General features: G+C 61.2%; 12 protein-coding genes. 10 read left to right on the forward strand and 2 right to left on the reverse strand.

The window, feature by feature from the left end:
- The first annotated feature begins 158 nt into the window (after window positions 1-158).
- Window positions 159-818, forward strand: a complete 660-nt coding sequence (locus tag K6118_RS16250) for a glutathione S-transferase family protein (RefSeq protein ID WP_247121541.1) — start codon at window positions 159-161, stop codon at window positions 816-818.
- A gap of 13 nt (window positions 819-831) precedes the next feature.
- Here the strand turns inward: K6118_RS16250 and K6118_RS16255 are convergent, their stop codons facing one another.
- Complete coding sequence (locus K6118_RS16255; protein WP_247121542.1) at window positions 832-1536, reverse strand: DUF502 domain-containing protein; 705 nt, start codon at window positions 1534-1536, stop codon at window positions 832-834.
- A gap of 290 nt (window positions 1537-1826) precedes the next feature.
- Between K6118_RS16255 and K6118_RS16260 the strand changes: the two genes are divergently transcribed.
- The 3 genes from K6118_RS16260 to K6118_RS16270 all read left to right on the forward strand — a co-directional run bounded on the left by K6118_RS16260 (window position 1827) and on the right by K6118_RS16270 (window position 7893).
- Complete coding sequence (locus tag K6118_RS16260; protein ID WP_247121543.1) at window positions 1827-3878, forward strand: tetratricopeptide repeat-containing sulfotransferase family protein; 2052 nt, start codon at window positions 1827-1829, stop codon at window positions 3876-3878.
- A gap of 74 nt (window positions 3879-3952) precedes the next feature.
- Entirely contained in the window at window positions 3953-6382 is a 2430-nt protein-coding gene (locus K6118_RS16265) for a TonB-dependent receptor (RefSeq protein WP_247121544.1), read from the forward strand.
- A gap of 98 nt (window positions 6383-6480) precedes the next feature.
- The gene (locus K6118_RS16270; protein ID WP_247121545.1) at window positions 6481-7893 is read left to right on the forward strand and encodes an aminotransferase family protein; all 1413 of its coding nucleotides are present in this window, start codon (window positions 6481-6483) and stop codon (window positions 7891-7893) included.
- A gap of 3 nt (window positions 7894-7896) precedes the next feature.
- On the opposite strand, the gene K6118_RS16275 is transcribed toward K6118_RS16270, so the two are convergent.
- Window positions 7897-8685, reverse strand: coding sequence for an IclR family transcriptional regulator domain-containing protein (locus K6118_RS16275; RefSeq protein ID WP_247121546.1), 789 nt, complete (start codon window positions 8683-8685; stop codon window positions 7897-7899).
- A gap of 238 nt (window positions 8686-8923) precedes the next feature.
- On the opposite strand from K6118_RS16275, the gene K6118_RS16280 reads away from it, so the two are divergent.
- Genes K6118_RS16280 through K6118_RS16305 form a run of 6 tightly spaced genes read left to right on the forward strand, consistent with a single transcriptional unit; the run spans window position 8924 to window position 18074 of the window.
- Window positions 8924-10492, forward strand: a complete 1569-nt coding sequence (locus K6118_RS16280; RefSeq protein ID WP_247121547.1) for an aldehyde dehydrogenase family protein — start codon at window positions 8924-8926, stop codon at window positions 10490-10492.
- An 8-nt stretch (window positions 10493-10500) separates the two neighbouring features.
- Window positions 10501-11352, forward strand: coding sequence for a CoA transferase subunit A (locus K6118_RS16285; RefSeq protein WP_247121548.1), 852 nt, complete (start codon window positions 10501-10503; stop codon window positions 11350-11352).
- Window positions 11349-12152, forward strand: a complete 804-nt coding sequence (locus tag K6118_RS16290; protein ID WP_247121549.1) for a CoA-transferase subunit beta — start codon at window positions 11349-11351, stop codon at window positions 12150-12152. The genes K6118_RS16285 and K6118_RS16290 overlap by 4 nt, the downstream gene beginning before the upstream one ends.
- A 41-nt stretch (window positions 12153-12193) precedes the next feature.
- Complete coding sequence (locus tag K6118_RS16295) at window positions 12194-13519, forward strand: acetyl ornithine aminotransferase family protein (RefSeq protein WP_247121550.1); 1326 nt, start codon at window positions 12194-12196, stop codon at window positions 13517-13519.
- Window positions 13520-13539: 20 nt separating this feature from the next.
- On the forward strand, window positions 13540-16071 hold the full coding sequence (locus K6118_RS16300; protein ID WP_247121551.1) for a CehA/McbA family metallohydrolase: 2532 nt from the start codon (window positions 13540-13542) through the stop codon (window positions 16069-16071).
- A gap of 2 nt (window positions 16072-16073) precedes the next feature.
- Window positions 16074-18074 carry a S9 family peptidase gene (locus K6118_RS16305; RefSeq protein WP_247121552.1) on the forward strand — a complete coding sequence of 667 codons (2001 nt, stop codon included), beginning with the start codon at window positions 16074-16076 and terminating at the stop codon, window positions 18072-18074.
- The last annotated feature ends 47 nt before the right edge of the window (window positions 18075-18121 follow it).

Raw genomic sequence — 18121 nt, forward strand, 5'->3', positions numbered from 1 at the left:
TGCCGTCCGGGGTGAAAACAGCGCGGTCTGCCTCTGCGTGTAGTGTCGTTCGTCACATATAGGTTGATATCAATACATATGTGTCTTAGCATCCGTTTCCACGGTTTGCCGGGCGGGGGTGCCCGGGGTAGGACCGGCGGAGAGGAAGGGATAAAACCATGATCACAGTTACTGCTTATGAATGGGTGCCTGCATTCGCCCGCGGCCATGTGCGCGATATGCGCGTGCGCTGGGCGCTTGAAGAAGAAGGGCTCGACCATCAGATCAAGCTGATCTCCCATGCGGACAGGCGTGCGCCTGACAATTTGGCGCGGCAGCCGTTCGGCCAGGTGCCGTCGTATGAGGATGAAGAGGTCACCTTGTTCGAGTCTGGGGCCATCGTGCTCCATATCGCCGGCAAGGGCACGGCGCTGATGCCCTCGGATGCGGCCGAGCGCTCGCAGGTGACATCCTGGGTGGTGGCGGCCCTCAATTCGCTTGAACCCATGATCGGTCAGTTGGCTGAAATCGATATTTTCGCGGCGGGGGAAGACTGGGCTGTGGCGCGGCGTCCCGCAGTTGAAGACATGGTGCGCGCTCGCCTGGCGGACCTGGCGGCTTATCTGGATGGTCGTACGTGGTTGGTGGGGGACAGCTTCACCGCCGCTGACCTGGTGATGGCCTGCGTCCTCCGGACCCTTGGCCATACCGATCTGATTAGCGCCACCCCTGTCCTGGCGGATTACCTGGCTAGGTGCGAGGCACGCCCGGCCTTCCAGAAAGCGCTGGCAGCCCAGCTTGCCGATTTCGATGACAGCAAAGCAGTGGCTATGGCTTGATCCTGACGGTCGGTCAGTCGACCTGTTTTTCCACTGGAATGTCCGGCGCCTCTTTCGGCGTCGGACGGTCCCAGACAAAGCGGTTGGGCACATCGGCGCCGCCTGAAATGATGAAGGACATCGCCTCATCCAGCTTCCAGTTGGTGACGACCAGCTTTTCCACCGGCACGATTTCCAGATAGCCCGAGGTTGGGTTCGGCGTCGTCGGCACATAAACCGCCGCCAGTTCCTTGCCGGTATCACTGTCCTTGAAGGTCTGGGTGACAAGACCGACGGTCTTCATGTCGGGGGACGGAAACTCGATCAGCACCACACGCTGAATGTCCGCCGGTTCCTTCTGCATGACGTCGGTCAGGCGCTTGATGGTTTTGTAGATCGACTTGGCGACCGGAATGCGGTCGATAATATAATCCAGCAAATCCAACAGCTTCTTGCCCGCCCAGCGCGACGCCAGCCAGCCGACGACATAGAACAGCAGCAGCATGACGATAAGCGCGAGTGAGGTCTGCAGCCACGGATGGGTGATGACGGTATAAAGCGGCCCGGCATCCGGTTTCACCCCGGCGGTCAGCCATTTGAGAAGCGGTGACGCCAGGTCGCGGATAAAGTCCAGCACCACGGACAAGAGCAGAAGTGTCAGCCACAAGGGCACCAGCGTGAAAATGCCGACAAGGACATTCCGGCGGATATTGGCGGCGAGGGACGGCTTTGTGGTCATGCTTCTGGTGTCCATAGTGTGGAGACTCGTTGGACCTTACGGGATAATCGCGCTGCCGCCAAGCGGGCTTCTGGTAACGTTTCAGGCAGGGGCCATGACCTTTGGGGCTATGACGTATGGCGGTAAAATGTATCAAAATCGCACCATGTGTTCGCTATACGCCCCAATGTTACAATTTCTCGACAAACATTTTCGCCAGTGCTTAAGCTTCGTGTTTGTGATCACGGTGCCAGACAGTTCTGGGGGATGGCTCGTCGATCGGAGTGTGTTCAGACGGATCGGAATCAAATTTGGCAAGCACTGCACAGGCACCTGTAGGGACGCTCGCGACGGCATTTGCTCACACCGCGCGCCTGCTTGGCGTCGATCCTGCGCTTGCCGAAGAACAGGCCCGTGAGATCCTGAAAGCTGTGCCCGGCCACCCGGAGGGCGAGATGCTGCTCGGCGCGGCGCTCCGTCTTCGGGGTGATGCGCGTGCTGCCTTGGCCGTCCTTGGGCCGCTTGCGCAGGCCCAGCCGCGCTATGCTGCCGCCCATTATGAACTGGGCCTGACCCTGGCCGCGCTTGGCCGCGGTGCCGAGGCTATCCAGGCGCTTCGTCATGCCCTCGGTTTGCGGCCCGATTTGATCAATGCCTGGCGCGCACTTGGCGACGCGCTGACGCTTGCAGGGGATGAAAAGGGCGCGGATGAGGCTTATGCGCGCCATATCCAGGCCTCGGTCAAGGACCCGCAGCTGATGGAAGCCGCAGTGGCGCTGTTGGACAACAAGCTCGCGGTCGCCGAACATACGCTGCGCGATTATCTCAAAGGGGCGCCGACCGACGTGGCAGCCCTCCGCATGCTGGCGGAAGTTGGCAGCCGGCTTGGCCGCTATGAAGACGCCGCCAACCTGCTGGCGCGCAGCCTTGAACTGGCACCCAGTTTTATCGCGGCCCGGCACAATTATGCCACCGTTCTGCACCGTCTGAACCGGATACCGGAGGCGCTTGACCAGATCGATACGCTCCTGAAGACCGACCCGAACAACCCCGGCTACCGCATCCTGCGGGCGTCTGCGCTGGTGCGGATCGGCAATTATGACGAGGCGATCGAGGTTTATGAAGCCGTGCTCGAGACATTCGGCGGCCAGCCCAAGGCCTGGATGAGCTATGGCCATGCGCTCAAGACCGTTGGCCGCCAGGCCGATGCGATCGCGGCTTATGAAAAGTCGGTCACGATGCAGCCTTCGCTTGGGGAAGCTTATTGGAGCCTTGCCAACCTCAAGACCTTCCGCTTCAGCGACGCGCAGCTCGCGGCCATGGAGCAGGCGCTTACGGACGAAGGCCTTGAGAAGGAAGATCGCTTCCACCTGCATTTCGCGCTTGGCAAGGCCTATGAGGATGTGGGCGCCTACGAACAATCCTTCGCGCATTATGAAAAAGGCAACGCCAGCCGGCGAGACCTCATCGATTATGACGCCGACGACAACAGCGCCCATGTGGCGCGCTCCCGCGCGCTGTTCGACAAGGGCTTTTTCGCGGCGCGGGCGGGGCAGGGTTCGGACGCGCCGGACCCTATCTTCATTGTCGGCCTGCCGCGCGCGGGGTCTACGCTGGTGGAGCAGATCCTTTCCAGCCATTCGATGGTTGAAGGCACCATGGAGCTGCCGGACATCATCACCATGGCCAAGCGCCTGGGCGGCAAGAAGAAGCGTAACGAAAGCTCGGTCTACCCCGAGGTGCTCGGGGACCTGAGCGCGGATGACTTGAAAGCGCTGGGCGAGGAATATCTGGAGCGCACGCGCATCCAGCGCAAGCTCGGGCGGCCCTTCTTCATCGACAAGATGCCGAACAATTTCGCCCACACCGGTTTCATCCATCTGATCCTGCCGAATGCCAAGATCATCGACGCGCGCCGACACCCCCTCGGCTGCTGCTTCTCGGCGTTCAAACAGCATTTTGCGCGGGGGCAGAACTTTACCTACGCCCAGGAAGACGTGGCGCGCTACTACCGCGACTATGTGGCGCTGATGGCGCATTTCGACGCTGTGCTGCCGGGCCGTGTCCACCGGGTGATCTACGAGAATATGGTGGCGGACACCGAAGCGGAAATCCGCCGGCTCCTGGACTATTGCGGCCTGCCGTTCGAGGAGGGTGTGCTGCGCTATTATGAAAACGACCGTGCCGTCCGGACTGCGAGCTCGGAGCAGGTGCGTAAACCCATCTTTACCGACGCCGTCGAGCACTGGCGTCATTTCGAACCCTGGATCGGGCCGATGAAGGACACGCTTGGCCCGATCCTGGAAACCTATCCTGAAGTCCCGGATATGACCGGGAACGGGGGGATCCACTGTACTGAGTAACCTGAGCCGGGCGATCCCCCAGGGTCGCTCATTCTAAGTTTTCCACGCCGCTAACAGTTATCAGGGAGGATAGCATGGCATCGGACAAACGAATAACAACCGGCCGTTATCGCCGGGCATATGTGCCCATGCTGCTTGCATCGACCATGCTGGCAGCAGGGGCTCCTGCGCTCGCCCAGGACCAGAATCAAGACAAGAAGTCTTCCTCGGGTATGGCGCTTGAAGAAATCGTCGTTACCGCACAGAAGCGGGCCGAAAACCTGCAGGACGTGCCGGTCAGCATTCTGGCTTACAATACCGAGAAGCTGGAAAAACTGCACATCACCGACTTCTTTGACTATGCGAAATTCCTGCCGAGCGTCTCTTACCAGACCTACGGCCCAGGGGCGAGCATGGTCTATATGCGCGGTGTTGCCAGCGGTGGCGACGGCAACCACTCCGGTTCGCTGCCGTCGGTCGGTATCTATCTCGACGAACAGCCGATCACGACGATCCAGGGCGCGCTTGATATCCATATCTATGATATCGCCCGCGTCGAGGCACTTTCCGGACCACAGGGCACGCTGTATGGCGCCAGCTCGCAGGCCGGTACGCTTCGGATCATCACCAACAAGCCTGACCCGAGCAAATTCTCGGCCGCCTATGATTTTGAGGTCAACAATGTCGCCCATGGTGACTTTGGCTACACGGGCGAAGGCTATGTCAACGCACCGATCAACGAACATGCCGCCGTCCGCCTTGTCGGTTGGTATGAGCGTGACGCCGGTTTCATCGACAACGTCCATAAGCTTCGGACGTACCCGACCTCAGGCGCGGTTGATGACAACGCGGCTCAGGTGAAGAACAACTATAATGATGTCGAAACCTACGGTGGCCGCGCGGCCCTCAAGGTCGACCTCAATGATAGCTGGACGATCACACCGCAGATCATGGGGCAGGAACAGCGCAGCCATGGTGTCTATGCGTATGACAGCACGGTCGGTGACCTGCAGGTCGCGCATATCCATCCGGAATTCGCGAAAGACCGGTGGTTCCAGGCTGGCCTGACCGTCGAAGGCAAGATCGGCAACTTCGATCTCGTCTATGCCGGTACATACCTCAAGCGCGACATCGATAGCGCGGCGGACTATGCCGACTATGCCTATTTCTATGATGTGCTCTATGGCTATGGTGCTTATTTCTATGACGATAACGGCACGCTCGTTAACCCGTCGCAATATATCCAGGGCCGTGACCGTTTCACCAAGGAATCCCACGAGCTGAGGATTTCATCCCCGTCGGATGAAAAGCTCCGTTTCGTCGGTGGTCTTTTCTATCAGCGCCAGACCCACAATATCCAGCAGCGTTATATGGTCGATAATATCGGCACGGATATCTCTGTTCCGGGCTGGCCGGACACTATCTGGCTTACGAAACAGGAGCGGATCGACCGTGACTATGCAGCCTTCGGTGAACTGACCTACGATGTCACCGACAAGCTGACCGTCACGGGCGGCCTGCGTATATTCCGCTATAACAACTCGCTTGCCGGCTTCTTCGGCTATAGCGACAATGTGTCGAGCAAGACCGGTGTCGCGAAATGTATTGGCGGGGTGGATGGGCCGGTTCTTGTCGCGGGTGGGCCATGTACCAACCTGTATGACGAGAATATCTCGACTGTTGACCATGTGTATCCGCGTTCGGCCAAGAAGACGGACTTCACCTACAAGCTGAACGCATCCTACCATATCAACGACGATGCCATGGTCTATGCCACATGGTCGCGCGGTTTCCGTCCGGGCGGTATCAACCGTCGCGGATCGTTGCCGCCGTATCTGCCGGACTTCCTGACCAACTATGAGGTTGGTTGGAAAACCACGCTGGCAGACGGCCGTGTCCGCTTCAACGGTGACTTCTACGTACAGGACTGGAAAGGCGTTCAGTTCGCGGTGCTCGGTCAGAACGGCCTTACCGAAATCACCAACGCCACCAAGGCCCGCATCAAGGGTGTTGAAGGTGACGTGACGATTGCGGTGTCTGAAGGCTTCACGCTGAACGGCAACGCGGCCTACACCAGCGGCAAGCTGGTCGAGAACTATTGCGGTACAGTTCTGCCGGACGGCACACCGATAACCGATTGTGCGCGTCCGGAAGCACCAAATGGCACCCGCCTGCCGGTGACACCGAAGTTCAAAACCAGTTGGACCGCACGCTATGAGTTCCCGATGGGCGAAATGAATGGTGCCTTGCAGGGTAGTCTGGCGTATCAGACCATGGCCTATTCCGACCTTCGGGTGAAGGTGCGCCGGATCATCGGCAACCAGGCTGGCTATGCCCTGGCGGACTTCAGCTTCGAGGTCTCAGAGGACAACTGGAAAATCACGGCTTATGTCCAGAACGCCTTCGACAAGCGGGCCAGCCTGACCCGCTATACCGAATGCGCCGAGGAAGTCTGTGGTGGCGAGGTTTACCTCGTGCCGGCCAGGCCGCGGACCTTCGGGATCAAGTTCGGTCAGAAATTCTGATCCGGGCTCTAGCCTGAAGGCTTGAAAAATGTTTGGGGCGGTACTTTCGGGTGCCGCCCTCCTAACACGGGCGCCATGCCCTAATGTTGTGTGCCGTCATGACTCTCCCCAATAACGACCCCAAGACCGTCATTTCATCCCTCCGCAAGAACCTGGGGTGCCCCCAGGACCTGTTCTACAGCGCCGCCAACAAGGTGCCGCTTCCTATCATCGAGCGCGCCGAGGGCGTGTATCTATTTGGTGAGGACGGCAAGCGCTATATCGACGTCTCTTCAGGCCCCGTGGTTTCCAATATCGGCCATGGCAACGCCCATGTGGCGGATGCGATGGCGGCCCAGGCCAAGCGCATGGACTTCGCCTACAGCCGCACCTCGCGCCACCGGCCGAACATGGAGCTGACCGCGCGCATTGCCGCGCTCGCGGGGCCGGGGTATGAGCGCGTGTGCCTGGCCTCCGGCGGATCCGAGGCGATGGAAGCCGCGCTCAAGTTCCTGCGCCAGTATGCGGTTGCCAAAGGGCAGGGGAGCAAACGGACCATCATCAGCTGCAACCCGTCCTATCATGGCGGCACCATTGGTACGCTCTCGATCACCGGCGACGATGCCTTGAGGCCGTTCCTGGACGGCTTCTCGATCCCATCCGAAAAGATCCCGGCCGCGCTCACCTACCGCACACCGGCCGGGACGGACGCCGAGGCTTACGCCCGCCAGTGCGCCGACGCACTCGATGCCAAAATCCGCGAATTGGGCGCGGAGAACATACTTTGTTTCGTTGTCGAACCGGTTGGCGGCCTGTCGACCGGCTGCAACGTGCCGCCCGATATCTTCTTCAACCGCGTGCGCGACATCTGCACCACACATGGCGTGTATCTTGTCTATGATGAGGTGCTGTGCGGCACCGGCCGCACCGGCAAGTTCCTGGCTTCCCACCATTATCCGGAGGCGCGGCCGGATATCGTCGTGCTCGCCAAGGGCTTGGGCTCCGGCTACACGCCGCTTGGCGCCATGCTGGCACCTGCCGCCATGGTGGATGAGCTCGCGGACCTCACCGGCTTCAACTTCAGCCATACCTATAACGCCAACCCGGTCACCTGCGCGGCGGGTCTGGCGGTTCTGGATGTCTATGAGAAGGAAGGTCTGGTCAAGCAGGCGGAGACACGTGGCGCTTATCTGCGTGCGGGCCTCGAAGCTTTGCAGAAGCGTGAGCCGATCATTGGCGATATCCGAGGCCGCGGCATGCTGATGGCGCTTGAGTTCGTGGCCGATCCGGCGACGAAGGCGATCCTGCCCGCTGAAACCAACGCGGTCGAACGCATCCGCACGCTTGGTCTGGCACATGGGCTGATGATCTACAGCCGCCGCACAGCAGGCGGCAAAAACGGCGACTGGATCATGGTGTCGCCGCCGATGACCATCACAGAGGCCGAGTGCGATGATCTCGTGGCGAGGCTGGAGGAAACGCTGGTTGCTTTCCGGGGCGAGGTGAAGGACCGGCTCGGGCTTGTGCTCTGAGGTTTAGCGGGTCAGCAGGCTGCGGTCGATCTGGGTCGCGGCCTCGCGGAGCACAGGAACGAGCTCCTTGACGGCGCGGGTCCGGGCCCCTTCGGAATAGGGCATGCCGATATTGAGTGCGGCGCACACGCGGCGGGTACGGTCGCGCACCGGGACGGCAACAGAACACAGGCCAAGCTCCAGCTCCTGCTCTACATAAGCAAAACCCTGCGCGCCAACCTTCATGATTTCCTGGCGAAGAAGTGTCCTGTCCGTCAGCGTCCGTCCCGTCAATTGTTGCGGTGTGAGGTCATCAAGCCAGCTATCGAGCTCCTGCTCGCCCAGGCCGCCCAGCAGGACCCGGCCCATTGAGGCGCAGAAGGCGGGCAGCCGGGCGCCGACACCCAGGGTAACCGCCATGATCTTCTTGGCCGCCACGCGCTGGACATAAACAATCTCATGCCCGTCGAGAACCGACATGGAACAGCTTTCCCCTGTCTTCCGGACCACATCCTCCATGATCGGCAATGCGAACTCGGTCACCGACAGGGACGATAGATAGCTGAAGCCAAGGTCGAGGATGCGTGGGGTCAAACTAAACTGGCGGCCGCTCTGGCTGACATAGCCCAGATACTTGAGGGTCAGGAGCATACGCCGGACCACGGCACGCGAAAGACCGGTGATTTCGGCTAGCTCGGACTGGCTCATGGCGCCGCGCTGGTTGAAGGCCAGAATGACCGTCAACGCCCGGTCAAGCGACTGCACATAGTCCGATCCTTCCTTGAAGGCGTCGCGCGGTTCAGGGCTGGTCATTTGGTGCACTGTTTTTCCCCAGAAAAAGATCTGTTTAGGCGTGTCTCAGCATAGATTGCTGTTGACAGCTACCGTGGCACAGACCTACATATTTATGCAATATGTGAATTATTGTTCACTATTCGCACAAAATGCAAGCCTAAAATGCACCACACGCCATTTTGGCTGCGGGCATGGGCTGGGGGACCAGTGTGCGGACCGGCGACCGGCCGCCCTGAAGGGAAGGGTGACAGGGATCATGAGCTTCAGTTTGACCTATTCGACCATGTTCAATCCGCCGGAGGAGATGCATGAGCGTTTCGATGCGGCCGCCACGCGTGTGCGCGCGTCGCTCGGCAAGCGGCATGGCCTTTCGATCGGCGGTGAAGAGGTCATGACCGCGACATTCGAGCCAGTCTTTAGCCCCATCGATCATGCTTGCCGGTTGGGGGACTTTGCTGTTGCAGATGCAACACATGTGGACGCAGCTGTTGCGGCGGCCCGCGCCGCCTTCGACGGCTGGCGCCATAGGACGATGGCGGACCGCCTCGCCATCCTGCGCCGCGCGGCCGACATCATCGAGGAGCGCGTCTATGACATGGGTGCGGCCGTCGCGCTTGAGGTTGGCAAGAACCGCATGGAAGCGCTGGGTGAGGTTCAGGAAACCGCCGACTTTTTCCGCCACTATTGCGACGATTTCGAAAAGAACGAAGGCTTCGACCGCCGCCTGCCGAACGACCCGCTCGACGGTTGGACGTCCACCAACCGCAGCGTAATGAAGCCCCACGGCGTATGGGCCGTCATCGTGCCCTTCAACTTCCCGTTCGCGCTTGCGGGCGGTCCGATCGCGGCCGCGCTCGTGACCGGCAACACGGTGGTCATGAAGGGCGCGCCGACCACGCCCTGGTCCGGCCGCATGCTGGCCGAATGCCTGAAGGATGCGGGCCTGCCCGCCGGCGTGTTCAACGACCTGGGCGGCGGCAGCGATGAAGTCGGCCGCGCGCTCGTGAGCCACCGCCATGTTGCAGGTGTGACCTTCACTGGCTCGCATGAGGTCGGCATGGCGATCCAGCGCCAGATGCTGAACGGCCCGTGGCCCAAGCCGGTGATCGCCGAAATGGGCGGCAAGAACGCCTGCTACGTTTCAAAGCACGCGGACCTTGAGCGCGCCGTCCTCGGCATCAGCCGCTCGGCCTTCGGTCTCAGCGGCCAGAAATGCTCGGCGCTGTCCCGGGTTTATGTTGATGAAGAGGTGGCGGCTGAGCTGCTTGATCGTCTTGCCAAACAAACGGACTCGCTCGCTGTGGGTGATCCGCTCGACCGCGCGGTCTATATGGGGCCGGTGGCGACCCGCGAAGCCTATGAGCGCTATCAGGCTGTGGTGCCGGAACTTGCGGCTGATGGCGGCAATATCCTCGCGGGCGGTCATACGCTGACCGACGGTGCGCTGGCGAACGGCTATTTCGTGGCGCCGACGCTGGTGGCGGCGCCCAAGGAGCATCCGCTCTATGCCCGCGAACTGTTCCTGCCGATCCTGATGGTCGCCACCGTCAAGGACCGTGACGAAGCCATGGCGGAAATCAACGCCTCACCGCTTGGCCTCACTGCGGGCGTCTACGGTAATCAGGAGGAGGTGGACTGGTTCCTTGATCAGGTCGAGGCGGGTGTGACCTACGTCAACCGTCCGCAGGGTGCCACTACCGGTGCCTGGCCTGGGTACCAGCCGTTCGGCGGCTGGAAGGGTTCGGGCTGCACCGGCTGCGCCATCGCGTCCTTCTATTATCTGGCCCGGTATATGCGCGAGCAGTCGCAAACGGTTGTGGAGTAGGGGACATCATGGCGGCTTTTCTGTCGTTAGAGGATGCCATCGCCACCCATGTCAAACCCGGCATGTGTGTGGCGCTTGAAGGCTTCACTCACCTCATTCCGTTCGCGGCCGGGCATGAGATCATCCGTCAGGGGATCACGGGCCTCCACCTTATGCGCATGACGCCGGACCTCCTGTACGATCAGATGATCGGCATGGGCGTGGCGGACACGCTGACCTTTTCCTGGGGCGGCAACCCGGGTGTGGGCTCGCTGCACCGGCTTCGGGACGCGGTCGAGAAGGGCTGGCCCAACAAGCTCGTCCTCAACGAACACAGCCACGGTGAAATGTCGGTCGCCTATTCGGCGGGGGCTGCCGGGCTGCCACACGGCCTGATGAAAGGCCATTCGGACACTGACCTCAGGCCCCTGCAAACGGGCCGGACGGCGGAGGTCGAATGCGTCTTCACCGGTGCGCCGCTCACCGCCGTGCGTGCAGTAAACCCGGATGTCACCATCCTCCATGCCCAGAAGGCGGACCGGGCCGGTAACGTGCTCCTCGAAGGCATCACGGGCGCCGCGCGGGATGCCGCTTTCGCCGCCAAAGCGGTGATCGTGACGGTGGAGGAGATTGTCGATGACCTTGGGGCCCCGATGAATGCCGTGGTGCTGCCGCGCTTTGTTGTCACCGCTATCGCCGAGGTGCCAGGTGGTGCCTACCCGAGCTATACCCACGGCTATTATGGCCGGGACAATAGCTTCTATATCGCCTGGGATGAGGTCGCGCGTGACCGTGACCGTTTCCGCGACTGGATGGACCGCCATGTGGTGAAGGCCGCCAGCCACGGCGCCCACCTCGAAGCTTTGGGAGTGCTGGCATGACCGGGAAGACCTACACAAGCGGCGAGATGATGACGGTGGCTGCCGCGCGCCTTTTGCCGGACGGCGCCGTCTGCTTCGTTGGTATCGGCAAGCCGAGCGCGGCCTGTGTGCTTGCGAGCATGATCCATGCGCCTAACCTGGTGCTGATCTACGAATCCGGCACCGTGGGCACGCGGCCATCTGTGCTGCCGCTCTCCATCGGTGACGGTGAGTTGGCCGACACTGCGGACGCCGTGGTGCCCCTGACTGAAATCTTCAGCCATTACCTGCAGGGCGGGCGCATCGACGTCGGCTTCCTGGGGGCGGCGCAGATCGACCGGTTCGGCAACCTCAACAGCACGGTGATCGGCCCCTATGACGCGCCTTCGACCCGCCTGCCGGGGGCAGGTGGCGCGCCGGAGATCATCACCCATGCCCGCGATATTTTCGTGATCATGAACCAGACCAAGCGCGGCTTCGTCGACAAGCTTGATTTCCGCACGAGCGCCGGCCTCCTGAACGGCGGTGGCGAGCGGCGGCGCAAGAATTATCCCGGCCGTGGCCCCAGCGTGGTGGTGACCGATTTCGGTCTTCTCCGTCCGGACGCAGAAACCGATGAACTGACGCTCGTGAGCCTGTTCGACGGCGCGAAGGCGGAGGACGCGGTGGCCGCAACCGGCTGGCCGCTCCGGGTTGCCGGAAAGCTCGACGTGATCGCGCCGCCCACCACGGAAGAACTCGAGGCGCTTCGCGACCTAAACGCCCGAACCGAGGCTGCGCATCGGACCCCGGTGAAGCTTCATCTCAAGAAAACAGCCTGACATCTAGTATCGCCAATACCCAGTACCTGAGGAATTAAGACATGAAAAACCATCATATCAAAACCGCACTGCCCGGCCCCAAGGCAATCGAACTCATGGCGCGTGACAAGGCGGTGATTTCGCCGTCCTACCCGCGCGACTACCCCTTCGTGATGTCTCACGGCAAGGGTGCGGAAGTGTGGGACGTGGACGGCAACCGCTTTCTTGATTTCATGTCCGGCATCGCGGTTTGCTCGACCGGCCACAGCCACCCGGAAGTGGTGGCCGCGATCACCGAAGCCGCGCAGAATTTCCTCCATATCTCCAGCGACTATTGGCACGGCTATCAGGTGCGCCTGGGCGAGAAACTCAATGAAGTGGCGCCGATGGGCGAGCCGGTCCTGAGTTTCATGTGCCAAAGCGGCACAGAAGCCGTTGAAGGCGCGCTCAAGCTCGCCCGTTATGTCACCGGCCGCCAGCGCGTCATTGCCTTTCTGGGCGCCTTCCATGGCCGCACCATGGGGTCGCTCGCCTGCACCGCCAGCAAATACACCCAGCAGAAGGGCTTCTTCCCGACCATGCCGGGCGTGACCCACGTGCCGTACCCGAACCCCTATCGGCCGCTGTTCTCGGGCGAGGATCAGGGCCAGGCCGTGTTGGATTACATGGAAAAAATGCTCTTCCAGGCCAACGTGCCGGCAAGCGAAGTCGCTGCCGTGCTTATCGAGCCCCTGCAGGGCGAAGGCGGCTATCTGGTGCCGCCGGCGGGCTTCCTTGAGGGCCTGCGCGCGCTGTGTGACCGTCACGGTATTCTGCTGATTTTCGATGAGGTCCAGTCAGGTGTCGGCCGCACCGGTAAGATGTTCGCGTGCCAGCACACGGGCGTGAAGCCGGACATCATGACGCTCGCCAAGGGCCTCGGCTCCGGTATGCCGGTGGGCGCGGTCGTCGCCAAAAAGACCATTATGGAACAGTGGGCGCGCGGCGCACATGGCAACACCTATGGCGGCAACCCGGTCTGCTGCGCCGCGGCGCTGGCGACCCTCGACCTAGTCGAACGTGAATATGCCGCGAACGCCGCCGACGTCGGTGCCTATTTCATGGACCGCCTCCGCGATATGGCGACGCGTTATGACGTGATCGGCGAGGTCCGCGGCCACGGCCTGATGATCGGCATGGAGCTGGTGGAGGACCGCGAAAGCAAAACACCCGCGGTGGACTTCTGCGACAAGCTTCTGACCAAAGCCTATCATAACGGGCTTCTGCTGCTGTCGTGCGGCATCAGCACCGTGCGGTTTATCCCGCCCTTGATGATCACCAAGGCGGATGTGGACGAAGCCATGGAAATGCTGGAAGCCAGCTTCAAGGAACTTCTGGCGGAAGCCTGAGAATAAACGGGGAGGATGCGATGAAACGGCTGTCGGCGGCAATAATAGGGGGGCTGCTTGTGACAGCCGCCCTCACGCCAGTTCAGAACGCATGGGCCGAAAGCGGCCGCGTGCCGGCCATGGGGAAGGTTGACCATCCCCACAGCTACTACTGGCGGGAAATGTATCTTCCCCAACTGACGGCGGGGCCTTCCGCCGTCGCCTTCAGCCCGGACGGCAAGAGCGTCATCTATTCGATGGCGGGCTCGCTGTGGCGGCAGGAAGTCGGCTCAGGACGCGCGGTCGAACTGACCGCAGGTCATGGTTATGACCTCCAGCCCGACTGGGCGCCCGATGGCCGCACGGTCTATTTCTCCCGGAAGGACGGCGATGCCTACAACCTGATGCGGCTTGACCTTGCAAGTGGCAAGGTCACTGCGCTCACGACCGGTGACGGCGTGAATGTAGAGCCGCGTCTGTCGCCCGACGGCAAGCACATCGCCTATGTTTCCAGCGCCGTTACCCACCATTTCAATCTCTATGTCGCCGATGTGACGGACGCGGGAATCGCCAACGCCCGCTTCGCCGTCACGCCGCGCGAAAGCAAGATCGACCGCTACTATTACGGCAAGGCCGACCATGCGGTGAACCCGAGCTGGAGCCCGGATGGCAAGCGCATTTACTATGTCAGCAACCGTGAGGTGGCGATGGGCAGTGGTGACATCTGGTCGGTCGCGGCCGATAACCCGGCTGACATGAAGAAGGTCCTGAATGAGGAGACCACCTGGGCCGCGCGGCCCGAGTTGGCGCCCGACGGCAAGCGGCTGCTTTATTCCAGCTACCACGGCCGCCAGTGGAACCAGCTGTGGCTGACCACGCCCGAAGGCCTGTCACCCCTGCCGCTCACGTTCGGGGACTATGACCTCCATGCCGCGCGCTGGTCGCCGGACGGTAAGCGCGTTGCCTACACCAGCAACGAAACCGGCGGCCTGACCCTGTGGGTGCAGGAAGTGGTCGGCGGCGCCCGGACCGAGATCGTCGCCAAGGAGAAGGTGTGGAAGCGGCCGATGCATGCGCTCACGCTGACGGCGGCGGATGATGCGGGCAAGACCCTGTCCGCGCGCATGAGCGTGCTGTCTGCCGACGGCCGCTATTATGCGCCCTCTGATGTGCGCATCCATGCCGATGACGCCTTCGACCCTAAAACGCAGACACAGGAAACCCACTATTTCCATTGTCCTGCAAGCTGCACGATCATGGTGCCGGAGGGTGCGGTGACGGTATCCGCCATGGCCGGGTTCGCGCGGGTGCCGGTTACGGAAAAGCTGATAGTTAAGCAAGGCGACCTTCAGGAAAAGCTGACCCTCAAGGCTGATGCTCTGCCAGCGCGGTTTGGTAGCTTCCTGTCTGCCGACCAGCATGTGCATATGAATTATGCCGGCCAGTATAAGCAGACCCGCGAAAGGTTGGCCCTCGAAGCCAAGGCCGAAGGACTGGATATCATCTATAACCTCGCCGTCAACAAGGAGGAGCGCATTCCGGACATCACGGAATTCGCGCGCGGAACCTATCAGGCGGATGGTGTCACCATTTTCCAGGGGCAGGAATATCATTCCAGCTTCTGGGGGCACCTGGGTCTTCTGAACCTCGAGGACCATTACCTGACGCCCGATTTCACCAGCTACCGCCATACGGCGATGGCGTCGCCTTACCCGCATAATGGTGTGGTGATCGACCTTGCGCATAAGCAGCACGCGATCGCGGGCTATGTGCACCCGTTCGACAGTGTGCCGGATGTCACCAAGCCGATCAGCCACATGCTGCCTGCGGATGTGGCGATGGGCCGGGCCGACTATCTGGAGATCGTCTCGTTTGCCGACCACAAGTCCACCGCGGCTGTCTGGTACAAGTTCCTGAACCTTGGCTACCATCTGGCCGCGGGCGCGGGCACGGACGCCATGACCAACTATGCCTGGCTTCGGGGGCCGGTGGGCCTCAACCGGCTTTATATCAGCGGTACCGACCGCACGCCGCGCACGCTGACTGCCGCGATCAAGGCCGGGCATTCCTTCGCCACCGACGGGCCGCTCCTCGGGCTGCTGGTCAATGGCCAGGCCCCGGGGTCGACCATTGATCTGAAGGCGCCGGGCAAGGTGCGGGTCGATGCCGCCGTGCGCTCGCTCACGCCGCTGTCCGACATGGAAGTGGTGTTCAACGGCAAGGTGATCGCGCACCTCAAGAAAAGTGAGCATGGCCGCCATGGAAATCTGCTGAAGGATGTGCGCATCACCGGCTCCGGCTGGCTACTCCTGCGCGCCAGCGACCCGAACCCTTCGCCCTACGTGCAGGACCTTTACCCCTACGGCACCACCAACCCCGTGTGGATCAATGTGAAGGGCCGCCCGCACAAGGCACCGAAGGACGCCCAGTATTTTGCCGACTGGCTGGCCCAGACGATCAAGGTGGTTGAAGGCCGCACGGACGATTTCAATACGGCGGAAGAAAAAGCCGCCACGATCAATTATCTGAAAGACGCACGGGCGCGGTATCTCGCACGCGCCAAGGGGGAATAACCATGACTGTATCTTTTTGGAAGGCTGCCGCAGCGGCCCTGGTCCTGACAACGCCAACATGGGGGGCGGATCATCAGCCGTTTTCGATGGCGGATTTCCATAAGCTTGCCGATCTTTCAGGCCCTGAGCTGTCACCGGATGGTAGCCGTGTCGTTTATGCGGCATCCACTCACAATCTGGATTCCGATGCGCCGGAGAGTGACCTTTATGTGGTGCCTTATAAGGGCGGCAAGGTCGAGAAGCTGACCGACACACCGTTCGTCAGCGAATGGGCACCCAAATGGGCGCCGGATGGCTCAGGCATCGCTTTTCTGTCGGACAGCGGCAAAGCTAAAACGACCCAGATATGGCTGATGTCCGCGAAGGGTGAGGGCGCACACCAAGTCACCAGCGTGCCGAATGGAGTCACCGATTTTGACTGGTCGCCGGACAGCACCCATATCGTGTTCATCAGCGAGCCTGCAGGCCCGACCGCGGGCAAGGACAGCCGCGGCGAAGACAAACCGCCGCTCCCGATCGAAATCCACCGTTTCCAGTTCAAGGAAGACTATCGCGGGTTTCTGACCAATAACCGGCAGCAGTTGTTCCTGGCTGACGTGAAGACCGGCACCAGCGTGCAGCTCACCACCGGCGACTATGACAACTGGTTGCCGTCCTTCGCGCCCGACGGCAAGCATATCGCCTTCGTCTCCAAGCGCGATGGTGATGCCGACCGCAACCTGAACTTCGACATCTTCGTGATGGAGCCGAAACCGGGCGCGCCGGTCAAGCAGATCAGCCATTTCAAGGGCACGGATATCGACCCTTACTGGGAAAGCCGCCCCATGTGGTCACCCGACAGCAAGAAGCTGGTGTGGCTGCGCTCGGGCGAAAGCAAGTGGATCTATTATAAGCCGTGGGACCTTGTGGTCGCGGATGTTGAGACCGGCAAGGAAAGCTACCCGGCGCCGCGGGATCACTTCGTCTACAAGCCGCGTTTCAGTCCGGACGGCAAGTCGATCCTCGCGCTCATCGAGAATCCGGAAAACACCTGGCTCGCCCGTGTCGACCTGAAGTCTGACAAGGTGACTTACCTCACCAAGGGCAAGCGCTTCGGCTATGATTTCGATGTCGCCAAGGACGGCCATATCGTCATCCTCGATGGCGACGACAAGACGCCCTATGCGGTCTCGGCGGTTGAGAAGACGCAGCGCCCGCTCTCGAACAACAACGACTTCCTCAAGAATGTCGCGCTTCAGGGCACCGAGGATTTCAAGTTCATGAGCGATGGTGTCGAAATCCACGGCATGATCATGAAGCCGGTCGGCTATGTGCCGGGCAAGCGCTACCCGACTATCGTGCGCGTGCATGGCGGGCCGGTTTACCAGTTCAGCCATGAGTTCGAGTATGACTGGCAATATTACGCCGCGCATGGCTTCGCCATCGTCGCCATCAACCCGCGCGGGTCCTCAGGCCGTGGCTTCAAGTTCGCAAGTGCTATCTATGCCGACTGGGGCAATGTGGATGTGAAGGACGTGCTCCGCGGGGTCGACAAGGTGGTCGAGATGGGCATCGCCGACCCGAACCGGCTGGGCGTCGGCGGCTGGAGCTACGGTTCCATCCTCACGGACTATCTGATTGCCTCCACCACCCGCTTTAAGGCGGCGGTGTCGGGCGCGGGCGCGGGCAATATGTTCGGCATGTACGGCAACGACCAATATAGCCGCGAATATGAGCTGGAGCTCGGCACGCCCTGGAAGAACTTCAAGACCTATGTGCGCCTGAGCTACCCCTTCCTGCATGCGGACCGGATCAAGACGCCGACCCTGTTCCAGTGCTCAGAAAAGGATTTCAACGTGCCGTGCCTTGGGGCCGAGCAGATGTATCAGGCGCTCCGGTCGAACAATATCGACACGCGGCTCGTGATCTATCCGGGCCAGAACCACGGCATTATCGTGCCGAGCTATCTGGAACACCGCCTGAGGCAGACCCTCGGCTGGTATGAGCGTTTCCTGAAGCATTGACCAAAAGACGAAGGGCGCGGGAGGTGTTCGCTCCTCCCGCGCCCTTT

It is taken from the genome of Kordiimonas marina, assembly GCF_023006325.1.
GTDB lineage: Bacteria > Pseudomonadota > Alphaproteobacteria > Sphingomonadales > Kordiimonadaceae > Kordiimonas > Kordiimonas marina.

Bases quoted from the DNA above. Each gene is read 5' to 3' on its own strand.
- K6118_RS16265 (WP_247121544.1), top strand. From the start codon at position 3,953: ATGGCATCGGACAAACGAATAACAACCGGCCGTTATCGCCGGGCATAT.
- K6118_RS16270 (WP_247121545.1), top strand. From the start codon at position 6,481: ATGACTCTCCCCAATAACGACCCCAAGACCGTCATTTCATCCCTCCGC.
- K6118_RS16300 (WP_247121551.1), top strand. From the start codon at position 13,540: ATGAAACGGCTGTCGGCGGCAATAATAGGGGGGCTGCTTGTGACAGCC.
- K6118_RS16255 (WP_247121542.1), bottom strand. From the start codon at position 1,536: ATGACCACAAAGCCGTCCCTCGCCGCCAATATCCGCCGGAATGTCCTT.
- K6118_RS16250 (WP_247121541.1), top strand. From the start codon at position 159: ATGATCACAGTTACTGCTTATGAATGGGTGCCTGCATTCGCCCGCGGC.
- K6118_RS16305 (WP_247121552.1), top strand. From the start codon at position 16,074: ATGACTGTATCTTTTTGGAAGGCTGCCGCAGCGGCCCTGGTCCTGACA.
- K6118_RS16290 (WP_247121549.1), top strand. From the start codon at position 11,349: ATGACCGGGAAGACCTACACAAGCGGCGAGATGATGACGGTGGCTGCC.
- K6118_RS16275 (WP_247121546.1), bottom strand. From the start codon at position 8,685: ATGACCAGCCCTGAACCGCGCGACGCCTTCAAGGAAGGATCGGACTAT.
- K6118_RS16280 (WP_247121547.1), top strand. From the start codon at position 8,924: ATGAGCTTCAGTTTGACCTATTCGACCATGTTCAATCCGCCGGAGGAG.
- K6118_RS16295 (WP_247121550.1), top strand. From the start codon at position 12,194: ATGAAAAACCATCATATCAAAACCGCACTGCCCGGCCCCAAGGCAATC.
- K6118_RS16285 (WP_247121548.1), top strand. From the start codon at position 10,501: ATGGCGGCTTTTCTGTCGTTAGAGGATGCCATCGCCACCCATGTCAAA.